Source organism: Virgisporangium aliadipatigenens, from assembly GCF_016863615.1.
Lineage (GTDB): Bacteria > Actinomycetota > Actinomycetes > Mycobacteriales > Micromonosporaceae > Virgisporangium > Virgisporangium aliadipatigenens.
Genome location: NZ_BOPF01000022.1, coordinates 135,434 through 148,028, shown reverse-complemented (window position 1 = coordinate 148,028; position 12,595 = coordinate 135,434). Strand labels below are relative to the sequence as shown.

The 12,595-nt window shown below is 72.3% G+C and carries 8 protein-coding genes; 4 read left to right on the top strand and 4 right to left on the bottom strand.

Features of this window, described 5'->3' with window-relative positions; all coding sequences use genetic code 11:
* Positions 1 to 6 precede the first annotated feature (6 nt).
* Positions 7 to 2,196, top strand: coding sequence for an MMPL family transporter (locus Val02_RS28270; RefSeq protein ID WP_239153394.1), 2,190 nt, complete (start codon positions 7 to 9; stop codon positions 2,194 to 2,196).
* Positions 2,197 to 2,204: 8 nt separating this feature from the next.
* Here the strand turns inward: Val02_RS28270 and Val02_RS28265 are convergent, their stop codons facing one another.
* Positions 2,205 to 2,867: an SMI1/KNR4 family protein gene (locus Val02_RS28265; protein WP_203902271.1), complete on the bottom strand. Its 663-nt coding sequence runs from the start codon at positions 2,865 to 2,867 to the stop codon at positions 2,205 to 2,207.
* A 181-nt stretch (positions 2,868 to 3,048) separates the two neighbouring features.
* Between Val02_RS28265 and Val02_RS28260 the strand changes: the two genes are divergently transcribed.
* Positions 3,049 to 7,986 carry a diguanylate cyclase gene (locus Val02_RS28260; RefSeq protein ID WP_203902270.1) on the top strand — a complete coding sequence of 1,646 codons (4,938 nt, stop codon included), beginning with the start codon at positions 3,049 to 3,051 and terminating at the stop codon, positions 7,984 to 7,986.
* A 55-nt stretch (positions 7,987 to 8,041) separates the two neighbouring features.
* Here the strand turns inward: Val02_RS28260 and Val02_RS28255 are convergent, their stop codons facing one another.
* The 3 genes from Val02_RS28255 to Val02_RS28245 are packed head-to-tail and all read right to left on the bottom strand — an operon-like array spanning position 8,042 to position 10,429.
* Positions 8,042 to 8,440, bottom strand: coding sequence for an FMN-binding protein (locus Val02_RS28255; RefSeq protein ID WP_239153393.1), 399 nt, complete (start codon positions 8,438 to 8,440; stop codon positions 8,042 to 8,044).
* A gap of 16 nt (positions 8,441 to 8,456) precedes the next feature.
* A complete protein-coding gene (locus Val02_RS28250) occupies positions 8,457 to 9,863 on the bottom strand; it encodes a ferredoxin reductase family protein (RefSeq protein ID WP_239153392.1) in 1,407 nt (468 codons plus the stop codon).
* Positions 9,860 to 10,429 carry a hypothetical protein gene (locus tag Val02_RS28245; RefSeq protein ID WP_203902268.1) on the bottom strand — a complete coding sequence of 190 codons (570 nt, stop codon included), beginning with the start codon at positions 10,427 to 10,429 and terminating at the stop codon, positions 9,860 to 9,862. The genes Val02_RS28250 and Val02_RS28245 overlap by 4 nt, the downstream gene beginning before the upstream one ends.
* A gap of 51 nt (positions 10,430 to 10,480) precedes the next feature.
* Here Val02_RS28245 and Val02_RS28240 point away from each other — a divergent pair, with 51 nt between their 5' ends.
* Both Val02_RS28240 and Val02_RS28235 read left to right on the top strand, forming a co-directional pair.
* Entirely contained in the window at positions 10,481 to 11,170 is a 690-nt protein-coding gene (locus Val02_RS28240) for a response regulator transcription factor (RefSeq protein ID WP_203902267.1), read from the top strand.
* On the top strand, positions 11,167 to 12,453 hold the full coding sequence (locus Val02_RS28235; protein ID WP_203902266.1) for a sensor histidine kinase: 1,287 nt from the start codon (positions 11,167 to 11,169) through the stop codon (positions 12,451 to 12,453). Before Val02_RS28240 ends, Val02_RS28235 begins: the two co-directional genes overlap by 4 nt.
* Positions 12,454 to 12,595: the final 142 nt, after the last annotated feature.

Below are 12,595 nucleotides of genomic sequence, written 5' to 3'. Positions count from 1 at the left end.
GGGTCGATGCCCGAAGGCCTGATCGCAACGGTGGGCCGGTGGTGTTTCCGCCACCGGTTCATCGTCGCGATGCTGTCGCTCGGAGTGCTCGTCGGCGGCGGGTTCGCGGCCGGTCCGGTCTTCGACCGGCTGGTGGCGGAGAACGACGCGGCCGGATTCGAGTCGATCGAGGCGTACCGGCAGCTCGGCGTGGTCGACGAGGGCGAGTTGACCGCGCTCGTCGACGGGGTGGACCCGAGGGACGAGGCCGTCCGCCGGCAGGTTACGGCCGCCGCCGCGGAGCTTGCGGCCCGACCCGACGTGCGCGGCGTCGACTTCCCCTACACGACGCCGGAACGGGGCAACCTGATCGCCGACGACGGCCGGGCCCTGCTGGTCACCGTGCGCCTCGCGCCGGGCAGCGACGACACCGAGGAAGCCGCGATGAGCGCGGCGGGCAGCCGGCTGCGCGCCCTGGCCGGTGAACTGCGCGCGACCGGCCAGCCGGACGCGGTGGTCCGCCTCGGTGGCAGCGACCTCCGTGACGAGCAGGCCGGAGACCTGTCCGAGCAGGATCTCCAACGCTCGGAACTGCTGTCCCTGCCGCTGACGCTCCTGGTGCTGGTCTTCGTCTTCGGCGGGCTGATAGCCGCCGGACTGCCGGTGCTCGCCGCGATCGCCTCGGTGCTCGCCGCGATGCCGGTCCTGCTCGCTTTCTCCTACGTGACCGACCTGGACAGCAACACGGTCACGGTCGTGACGCTGCTGGGACTCGGGCTGTCCATCGATTACGGTCTGCTGCTGGTCGCGCGTTACCGGGAGGAACTCGGTCACGGCTTCACGCCGGAGGTGGCGCTCGGTCGGGCCTGGGCGACCGCTGGACGCACGATCGTGTTCAGCGCGCTCACGGTGGCCGTGGCCCTGTCCGGGCTGCTGCTGTTCGACCTTTCGGAACTGAACGCGATGGGCGCCGCCGGCGTGTCGATCGCGCTGGTCGCCATGCTGGTGGCGCTCACCCTCACCGCCGCGCTGCTGGGCCTGGCCCGTTCGCGGATCCGCCCGGCGAAACAGCGCCGGCCGCAGCACTCGCTGCGCTCCGAGGGAGACGGCGGGTTTTTCGCCGGCCTCGCCAGGATCGTGCAGCGCTTCGCCGCGCCGGTGGCGCTGCTGACGGTCGCCGGACTGCTCGCCGCCGGGCTGCCGTTGCTGTCGGCCACGCCGGTGCTGCCCGACCTGGAAGTACTGCCGTCCCGGCTCGAACCGGTCCAGGTGGCGCGGGCGGAGTCGAACCGGTTCGCCGCCCACTCCACGCCGACGGTGATCGTGGTGGCCGACATCGACCCGGCGGAACTGACCGAGTGGGCCGCGCGCTGGCGCGGCGACCCGGCGGTGGCCGAGGTCCGCCCGGCCCGCCCGGTGGACAACGTCGCCGTCGTGGAACTGGCACTGCGCGGCACGGCGCAGGATGCGGCCGCCCGCGCCCTCGTCGACCGGATCCGGACCGACCGGCCGCCGAACGGGCCCTCCTGGATCGGCGGCGACGCGGCCGTCCTGGTCGACGTTCTGGACACCATGCGCGCCGGGCTGCCCGCCGCGCTGGGCGTGACCCTCTTCGCGATGCTGGTCCTCATCTTCCTCATGACCGGATCGGTGGTGGTGCCGGTCAAAGCGGTACTGGCCAACGTGGTCTCGCTCGGGGCAACCCTCGGAGTCCTGGTGCTCGTCTTCGAACGCGGGCACGGCGCAAATGTGCTGCACACACTCACCGTCGGCGGACTGTCGCCGTTCATCGTAATCGTCGTGTTCGCGTTCGCCTTCGGCCTGTCGATGGACTACGAACTGTTCCTGCTCAGCAGGGTCAAGGAATACGTCGACGCCGGGCATGACAGCCACACCGCCGTCCGGCTGGGACTGCAGCACACCGGACGCATCATCACCTCCGCGGCGCTGCTGATGCTCGTCGTGTTCAGCTGTTTCGCCACCGCGGAGATGGGCGAGATCGAACAGGTCGGCCTGGGCCTGGCCGTCGCCGTGCTGATCGACGCGACGGTGGTGCGTTGCCTCCTCGTGCCGGCAACGATGGTGCTGCTCGGCCGGCGGAACTGGTGGGCGCCCCGCCCGCTCGCGTGGCTGCACGCACGGATCGGGCTGCGGGAGACGATCCTGCCGGCACCGACGCCCACCATGCCCACCGTCCTCGCCGACTCGCGCGACTGACCGCCGGATCACCGCTGCGCTTGTGTTTCCGCGTCAACGAGCCAGTTCAGATACCAGCGGCCGAACGTGAGCCGCTTGCCGTACGGGTCGAACAGCGGCGCCAGGTCCACACCGTCGACCCGGTGGTCCCGCCAGATCATGCCGCGCTCGTCACCGGTGACCACCAACCAGTAGCGGCGCAGACAGCCCTCGTCGCACAAGCAGACAGCGCCCGCGGTGCGGTCGGGATGCCAGAGCGTCTCGTGCCATCGCCGGCGCTGCGCCTCATAGTCGTCGCGGTACTCGAAGTCGTACTGATAAGGCATGCGAAGTTCAAGAGGATCGATGAGCCTGCCGTTGACATGATGCGGCGTGAACGGTTCGCGTAGCCGGTCCGGATCGGTACGGTGGGTCTCATCAGCCGCCCACTCCCAGCCTTCAGGCACCTGACGCAGCGGGAACACCCCATAGGCCGGGCCCGCGCCACCCGCACCCACCTGCCGCAGGAAGCTGCGGTACTCCTCCGGTAACCGAACCTGCAGGGCGCTCTCCACGCCCGCGATCTCGTCCTCTGTCATGGGAGACTCCAAGGCGAAGCCGTGAGCACCGCTCGCGAACACCTGATCCTCGCTCGCAGCACCGGCCAGGCGGAGTACGCGATCACGAATCCCACGCCACGCATCCTCGTTCACGCGCGCAGCGTAACGACGATGTTCCGCGCATCTCCTGCGTGGGGCCTCTTGGTTGCGGACCGGGTGCAACCGTCCCCCCGACGGGCACACTCGACCATCATGGGGTCGACCGGGACACGGCCCGAGCGCCTCGACGGCGTTCACGGGACCGAGGGGTCCGGAACGAGACGGCGACGTTCGGATGGCGCTGACGGTGGACGACGACGGTGGCGTGCTGATCTACGAGGACGGCGACACGAGAGTGCGTCGGGTGCGGCTGTCCGACGGGGAAAGCGTCATCTGCAAGCAGCCGCTCGGGCCGGGTTCGCTGGCGCGGATGCTGCACGAGGCGCACATCCTGCGGCGATTGGCGGGTGTCGCCGGTGTCTCCCGGCTCGCCACCCGCACGCATCACAGCATGCTGGTGCTGGAGGATGAGGGCGGTTTACCGGTCGCGGAGACGCTGTGCACCCGGCCGCCGGCGATCCCGGAGGTCGCGCGGCTCGCCGTCGAACTGGCCTCGATCGTCGCGGCCATCCACCGGCGCGGGGTGGTCCACAAGGACCTCAGCCCGTCGAACATCCTGCTCGTGGCGCGGGATCACCGCCCGGTGATCATCGACTTCGACCTCGCGTCGACCTTCGCCGAGGAACGGCCGCAGTTCACGCACCACCGGGACATCGTCGGCACGCTGCCCTACCTGGCCCCCGAGCAGACCGGCCGCACCGGTATGCCGGTGGATCAACGCGCCGATCTGTACGCGTTGGGAGCCGTGCTGTACGAGTTGGTCGCGGCACGCGCGCCGTTCGAGCGCGGCGACGAACTCCAGATGGTCCACGACATTCTCGTGCGTGTGCCCACGCCGCTGGCCGAACTGGACGGGAACGTTCCGCAGCCGCTGTCGGACATCGTCGCGCGCCTGCTGGAGAAGGAGCCCGACCGTCGCTACCAGAGCGCCGACGGCCTCGTCCACGACCTTCGCCGCCTGCTCGACCCACGGGCCGGCCGGTTCGCGCTGGGGGAGCGGGACTTCCCGCCGCGATTGGCCGCACCGTCGCGGCTGATCGGCCGTGGTCGGGAGATCGACGCGCTGCGCGATCTGTTCGAGGATGCGCTCACCGGCAGGACCCGCGTCGCACTCGTGGCCGGCGCGCCGGGTGTCGGCAAGTCGGCATTGATCAACGGCTTGCGGCCGACCGTGGCCGCGCGCCACGGCTGGTTCGTCGCGGGCAAGTTCGACCAGTACCGGCCCGAGGCGGCCGGGGGTGCCGTCGTGCAGGCCATGCGTGGGCTCGGCCGGTTGCTGCTCGCCGAGGCGGAGACGCGACTGGTGGCACAGCGCGAACGGATCAGCCGGGTCCTCGGCACGAACGCCGATCTGGTCGCCGCCGTCCTGCCGGAGTTCGCGAGGGCACTTCGCCTGACGCCGGAGACCCCGACGATCGGCGTCACCGACGTGGAGGTCCGGCTGCGGCAGGCCATGCTGGACATCCTCGACGCCGTCGTGTCGACCGACCACCCGGTGGTCATGGTCATAGACGACCTTCAGTGGGCGGATCCGGCCGCGCTCGGCCTGCTCGACGCGGTGCTCACGGGCGGCGGCCCGTCCGGACTGCTTTTGGTGGGGGCGTACCGGGCGAAGGAGGTGGACCTCACGCATCCGCTGTCGGCCATGCTGTCGCGCTGGGACCGGCTCGGCGTCGCGCCCCCGCTGCTGCACCTGGAGAACCTGCCCTCGGCCGAACTGGGCCACCTGCTGGCCGAGATGCTTCGGCTGCCGCTCGACCGGGCGCTCGACCTGGCCGCCCGCGTAACGGAGTGGACCGGCGGCAACCCGTACGACACGGTAGAGATGATCAATGCGCTACGCCGCGACGGCGTGCTGGTGCTGGGCGAGGCGGGCTGGTCCTGGGACAGCGAGTCGATCCGGCACTATGTCGGTCGCGGCGACGTCGTCGACCTGCTCCGGGACCGCATTGCGCGGCTGCCGGCGGCGTCGCGCGCGTCGCTGCAGACGATGGCGTGCATCGGCGGCGAGGTGCGGGTCGGCCTGCTCGCCGTCGCCGCGGGCGTGTCGGATGCGGTGCTGCGCGAACGGCTCGCTCCGCCGCTGGAGGACGGGCTGCTCGTGATGGACCGGGACGCCGGGCGCGACGGCGACGGGGGACGGGACGCGGTGCGGTTCCGGCACGACCGGGTGCAGCAGGCCGTCCACGACATGCTCGACACCCCGGATCGGCTGGCGCTGCGGTTGGCCATGGCGCGCCGGCTGGCGTCGACCGAGTACAGCGTGGAAGCGGCTGTGCAGTACCTGCCGGCCATGGAGGGGGTAACCGCGGCCGAGGAGCGCCGCCGCGCCGCCGACCTGTTCCGGGTCGCCGCCATGAACGCGACGCGGACGAGTAACCACGGTGCCGCGGAGCGCTTCCTGGCCGCGGCGATCGCGATCCGCGACGGGCTGGGTCACGGCGACGACCCGGAGACCGTGGAACTGGAGATCGAACGGCATGCCGGTCTCTACAGCCTCGGTCGCCTCGACGAGGCCGACGTGACCTACACCTCGGTCGAACGCCGTTGCCCCGACGCGGTCCGGTTGGCGCCGGCGGCGTGCGTTCAGGTCAGCAGCTTGAGCCAACGCGGCCGGCACCGCGAGGCAGCGGACCTGAGCCTGGAACTGCTTCGCCGGCTCGGGTTCACCGCGCCGGACGAGAGCTTCGGCGCCGAGATTCCCGCCCGCCTCGACGAACTGGCCCGCTGGGCCGCGCACCTGGACCTGGCCGAGGACATCCAGCGGCCGGAGATCGACAACCTTCGGATACTGGCCGTCGTCAGGCTCTTCAACCGGTTGATGCCGACGGCGTTCTTCCTCGGCGACCGGCAGACCGTCGCGTGGACAGTGTCGGAGAGCCAGCGGATCTGGGCCGAGTACGGCCCTTCCGCCGGGCTGGTGGCCAACCTGAGCGGCATCGGCGCGGTGGCCGTGCAGGTCCGCGGCGACTACCGGCTCGGGCACATGGTGGGGCGTCACATGTTGGCGGTCGGCGAGGCCAGAGGATACGAACCCGAGACATCGATCCTGCGCCACCGGCACACCCTCATCCACATGACCTGGAACGAACCGATCGAACGCTGCATCGACCAGGCGCGCTCCGCCCACGAGGGGCTGGTCCGGGGCGGCGAACTGCAGCTGGCGAGCCACACCTGCCACACCTCCCTACCCGCGGTGCTCGAATGCGCCGAGTCGCTCGGTGCCTACGCCGCCGAGATCCGATCTTCCGCGATGTTCGCGGTGCGCATCGGCAGCGAACATGTGCGGCAGTACGTGCTCGCGCACCGCCGACTGATCGGCGCGCTGTGCGGCGAGAGCACGGCCACGGATGCCTTCGGCGACGCGCCGTTCGACGAGAACCTGCACCTCGCCGCCGTGGCGGCGAACCCGCTCGCGGCCGGGACCTACCGGATCTACCGCGCCCTCGCGGCGGCCCTGTTGGGCGACCAGTCGGCGCTGAGCGCGCACACGGCGCAGGCGATGCCGATGCTGCGGTTCGTTCCCGGCTATCCGGTCGCGCTGGCGCGCCTGCTGCGGGCCCTCGCGCTGGCCGAGGAGATCCGGCAGGCGCCACCGCCCGAGCGGACGGCCCTGCTCGCGGAGTTCGACGAGTCCCGGGACTGGCTCGCGCAGCGTGCCGTGGACGCCCCCGACAACTTCCGGCACCTGCTGTGGCTGGTCGACGCCGAACGTGCCTGGGCGGTGGACGACTTCCGCGCGGCCGCGCACGCGTTCGACACGGCCGTCCGCGAGATCGAACGGCGCAAGCGTCCCTGGCATCTGGCCCTGGCCGTCGAACGTGCCGGCGAATTCCAGCTGGCGCACGGACTGGAGCGGGCCGGACGCCGGCTGCTGGCCGAGGCGCGGCGGCACTACCGGGCGTGGGGCGCAACCGCCAAGGTTCAGCAATTGGAACGTGCCCATCCGCACCTGGGAGCCGAACCGTTCGTCGATCCGGTGGAGTCGTCGAGCGGTCATCGGCGCAGCGGTACCGTCCGCGCGGAGACGGTCGACATGCTGGCGATCCTGCGCGCCTCCCAGGCGCTGAGTTCCGAGACCGACCTCGACCGGCTGCGCACCGAGGTGGTCCAACAGCTGACCGCCCTCACCGGCGCCACCGACGTGGTGGTCGTGCTGCACAACGACGACACGGACGAGTGGTTCCTGCCGCGCACGGACGACAGCGGGCGGGCGGCCGTTCCGGTCGAGGAGGCCGGTGCCGCCGGCCTGCTGCCGATCACCGCGTTCAGATACGCGACACGCGTGGGTGAGCCGGTGGTGGTGGAGGACGCGACCCGCGACGACCGGTTCGCCCGCGACGCGTACCTCGTCGGCCGCGACCGGTGCTCGCTCCTCGCGGTTCCGATCCTCCACCAGGGGTCGGTCCAGGCCGTCCTGATCCTCGCCAACGATCTGAGCAGCGGGGCGTTCACCGTCGAACGGCTGGACGCGGTCATGCTCATCGCCGGTCAACTGGCGGTGTCGTTGCGCAACGCCCTGCTGTACGGCTCGCTGGAGGAACGGGTCGCGGAGCGTACCGCGTCGCTCGAGGAGGCCAACCGGCAGTTGGAGACCTTGAGCATCACCGATCCGCTGACGAAGCTGGCGAACCGGCGCCGTTTCAACGAGGTGCTCCACGCGGAGTGGAGACGTACGGTCCGTACCGCGCGACCGCTCGGTATCGCGATGATCGACGTCGATCACTTCAAGGGCTACAACGATCATTACGGGCACCTCGCCGGTGACGAGTGCCTGCGGCAGGTCGCGTCGGCGTTGCAGAGCAGCGCCCGTGACGCCACCGACCTGGTGTGCCGCTACGGCGGGGAGGAGTTCGCCATCATCGTGCCGGAGACCGGCGGCTCGACGATGCTGAAGGTCGGCGAGCGCGCCCGGGCCGCCGTCCGGAACCTGGCGGCGCCGCACGCCGCCGGCACGGCGGGGATCGTCACCGTCAGCGTCGGAGTCGCCGCTGCCGTCGCGTCGACGGGCGCGGGTGTCGACGAGCTGATCGCCTCCGCCGACGCCGCGCTGTACCGGGCGAAGCGGGACGGCCGGGATCTGGTCCGCGGCGGGGAGGAGCCGTCGGGGTGACGCCGGCCGCGCGACCCCGGCGCCGGGGCGCGCACGCCGCACCCGTGACGACAGGTCACCGGCGCGCCTCGTCGATCGCCGACTGCAGCGACTCGCGGTAGCCCTCGCTCGTGGCCGTGGCGCCGGAGACCGTGTCGACGTCGGCGCTCTGCGTTTCGAGGGTGGCCCGCATCAGGGTCGGCAACGCATCTTGGTTGATCTGCTGGCTGACCCCGGTCGCGTCCGGATAGACCGGCACCGTCACCAGGGTGATGAAGCCGTCCTCGACGGTGATGACCACCTGGATGGTCCCCGACGGGATCCGCGCGACCCGCCCGTCGAACGTGCGGGCGACCTGCGCCGCCGCGGTGGCCCGCCGCAGGTCCTGCACCGGGGCGCCGCTGGCCCGGTAGCCCGCCGTCAGCACCGCGCCCGACACCGCACACAGCAGCAGCGTGGTGAACCGTCGCATCATCGATCCCTTCGCGCCCTCACCAGGAGAACTTCTCGGTGTGCAGGCACTCGGCCGGCACCCCCGCCACCCCGGCGGCCGCGGCCACCCGGTCGGCCCACGCCTCGGGGCCGCAGACGTACACCCGCGCGCCGGCGATGCCCGGCACCACCCGGGTCAGCCCCGTGACGTCGCCGTCGTCGGCCAGGTCGCGCGGCAGCCACGACGGCCGCTCGGCGCGCGGGCCGACGAGGTACACGACCCGGACCCCGCGGTGGGCGGCGTACCACGCGAGTTCCTCCCGGAACACGGCCTCGGCCTCGTTGCGCACCCGGTACAGCAGGGTCGCCTCGTCCGGGCCGTAGGGCAGTTCGCCGAGCAGCGACAGCATCGGGGTGATCCCGATGCCGCAGGCCAGCAGCACCACCGGCCCGCCGTCGTAGCTCTCGCCGGTCAGCTTGCCGAACGGCCCCTCGATCAGCACCCGCGTACCGGGACGCAGGCGGGCGACGCGGGCGGTGGCGTCGCCGACGTTCTTGACCGAGATGCGCAGCCGGTCGCGGTCCGGGGTCGCCGACAGGGAGAACGGGTTGCCCCACGTCCAGCCGTTGCCGTCGAGGAAACGCCACGTGAAGTACTGGCCGGCGCGCACCGGCAACCGCTCCAGATGCTTCCCGGACAGGTACACCGAGGTGATCCCGGCTCCTTCGTCGACGACGTCGCTCACCCGCAGCCGGTGCAACAGATTGCGCCACAGCGGCACCCCCAACCGGAACACGACGACCGCGCCGGCGCACAGCGCGTACAGGCTCCACCAGTAGGCGCGCGCCGCCGGCGAACCGGTGAAGTCGCGGCCGTTCCACACCTGGTGCGGCAGGGCCAGCCCGACGCCGGCGTACGCGTACAGGTGAACGAGGTGCCACGACTCGTAGCGCAGGCGGCGCCGGGCGGCCCGCACCGAGACGACGACCACGACCACGAGCAGCACCGAACCGGCGGCGGCCGGCAGCAGCCCCGGATAGGTCAGCACAATGCCGGAGAGCACGGCACCGAAGCCGTCGCCGGAGACACCGACCGCGCCGAAGACGGTCCACTGGATGTGCACCAGCATCAGGTTGAACGACACGAAGCCCACGACGCGGTGCCAGCGCACCAGCCGGTCCTGCCCGAACGCCCGCTCCACCATCGGCACCCGCGCCATCAGCAGCACCTGCAGGAGCATCAGGTCGGCGGCGAGCAGCCCGGTCAGCCGGCCGACCGACGCCGCCAGCGCCGGCCCGCCGGCCAGCAGCGCCTGCACGCCGCCGTTGCGCACCCACAGCGTGGTCACGACGAGCGCACTGGCGCCGATGGCGAACCCGACCACGTCGGCCCACCACGCCGGGGTCGCGGCGGGCCGGGCCGGCGCCGGTACGGGCCGGTGCGTCCCCGCCGGCGCGGCGGTCACCGGCGCGGCCCGTTCGGGTATCCGCCTCCGGTGTCCTCGCGGTCGACGGTGCCCTCGGGCGTGCCGTTGACGCAGCGGATGTCGGTGCGGAACGACGACGGGGCGCCGCCCCATTGGGAGTTGCCGCCGTCGGAGCGGGCGAAGCGCACCGACACGACCGCCGCCGGCCCGCGGGCGATCGTCGTCGCCGTCCAGCCCTGCTGCGGGGTGGCGCTGAGCAGGCTCGCCAGGTCGCCGGCGCAGGAGGCGAAGACGGTGCCGCCGGGGCCGGCGAAGGCGGCCGTGCGCGTGGTCGGCACCGCGGCCGCTGTCGACGGTGCCGCGGCAGCCGCGCTCGGCGTCGGCGAGGTGGCGCCCGCCGACGGCGCACCGTCGGCCGCCGGCGCGGAGGCGGTGGGGGAGCCGTCGACACTGAGGCGACCGGCCACGTCGGCCTCGCTCAGCGGCCGGGTGGGTGAACCGGCGATGTTGTCACCGACCGTGTTGATCGCGGCGACGCCGGCGGCGGTGGTGAGCCCGGCCGCCGCCAACCACAGCCCGGCACCGATCGCCCAGTGTTTTCTCATCACACCCACAGCGTGGCCGACCATTGGATAAAGCACGGTTAACGTGGCGCTATGCCGAAGGTCTTGATCGTGGAGGACGACTCCACCATCCGTACCGGAGTGGTGCGCGCGCTCACGGAGCGTGGACACACCGTGGTGTCCGCGGCGACCGCGATGGAAGGACTCAAGCAGGCGGTGTCGGAGAAACCGGACGTTCTGCTGCTCGATCTGGGGCTGCCGGACGCCGACGGCCGGGAGATGCTGCGGATGCTGCGGGCGGTCAGCCAAGTGCCGGTGATCGTCGTCACGGCCCGCCGCGCCGAACGCGAAATCGTGCAGGCCCTCGACGCAGGCGCCGACGACTACGTGGTCAAGCCGTACGGCGCCGACCAGATCGACGCGCGGATCCGGGCCGTGCTGCGCCGCTTCGGCACCGGCGCCCCCGTTCCCGACCGCGACGCCGCTGTGAGTGTCGGCGGGCTGCGCATCGACCCGCGCACGCGGCAGAGCACCCTCGACGGCGTCCCGCTGGACCTGACGCCGCGCGAGTTCGACCTGCTGTACTTCCTCGCCGTGCGGCAGGGCGAGGTGGTCAGCAAGCGGGACCTGCTGGCCGAGGTGTGGCAGCTGCCGTACCGGGGCGCGGACAAGACGGTCGACGTGCACCTGTCGTGGCTGCGCCGCAAGCTCGGCGAGACCGCGCAGGAACCGCGGTACCTGCACACCGTGCGGCGGGTCGGCGTACGGCTGGCGGCCCCGTGAGGCACCGCCTGGCGGTCATGGTCGCGGCGACGATGACGCTGGTGCTGGTGGCGTTCATCGTGCCGCTGGCGCTGGTGGTCCGGCGGGTCACCGAGATGCAGGCGGTCAGCCGCGCGGTGGAGGAGGCGCAGTCGCTGAGCGTGCTGGTCGCCACGAGCGATCCGGAGACGCTGCGGCTGGGGATGGCTCGCGCGAACGCCTCGACGACGCACCCGCTGACGGTGTTCCTGCCCGACGGCACCGTCGTCGGCGAACCGGCACCGCTGAGCCCGGCCGTGCGGCTCGCGGCCCGCGGGGAGAGCTTCTCGGTCGCGACGGCCTCCGGCCGGGAGATCGTGGTCGCGGTGCAGGGGCTGCCGGGCGGCACGGCGGTGATCCGTTCGTTCGTCTCCGACGCCGAGATGACGCGCGGTGCGACCCGGGTCGCCGTGCTGCTGACCCTGGTCGGCCTGGGGCTGCTGCTCATCGGGGTACTCGTCGCCGACCGGCTCGCCGTGTCGCTGGTCCGCCCGATCCGGCAACTGGCGCGGTTGTCGCACCGGCTGGCCGCCGGCGATCTCGACGCGCGCGCCCCGGCCTCGCACATCTCGGAGGTCGACGCCGTCGCGCTGTCGCTCCACCATCTCGCCGACCGCATCCAGCACCTGCTGGACGCCGAACGGGAGTACGCCGCCGACCTGTCGCACCGGCTGCGCACGCCGTTGACGGCGCTGCGGCTGGAAGCGGCGTCGCTGCGCGACCCGGACGAGGCGGCCCGCATCGAACACCAGATCGTGACGCTGGACCACGCGTTGACCCGGGTGATCGAGAACATGCGCCTCGGCGACTCCGCGACGGACACCGCGGAGACCTCGGCCGACGCGGCCCGCGTGGTCGGCACCCGGACCGGGTTCTGGGCGGTGCTCGCCGACGACCAGCAGCGGCCGATGGAGGTGTCGGTGCCGCCGGGGCCGGTGCCGGTGGGAATCGGCGCCGCCGACCTGGCCGCGTGCGTCGACGCGCTGCTGGGCAACGTCTTCGCGCACACGCCCGACGGCACGCCGTTCGCGGTGCGGCTGGAAGCGGTCGACGGCGGCGGCGCGGTGCTGGTGATCGAGGACAGCGGGCCGGGTCCGCAGAGCGACGACGGCACGCGGCGCGGGGTCAGCGGCGCCGGCTCCTCCGGCCTGGGACTGGACATCGCCCGGCGGGCGGCGACCGCCTCGGGCGGCACGCTGACGTTCGAACGCGGACCCGCCGGCGGTACCCGGGTGACGGTGGTGCTCGGCGGGCCGCCGACCTGAGGCGGCTGACCTCATGTTGCCCGTCGTTCGGCGCCGGGAGTACGTGCCGCGAGGCCGTCCCGGTTCCGGCGGTCCGGGTCCGAACGGCCAGCGCGCCGGGCGAGGACCCGCCCGGCACACCTCACGAAGCCACGCCCCCGTG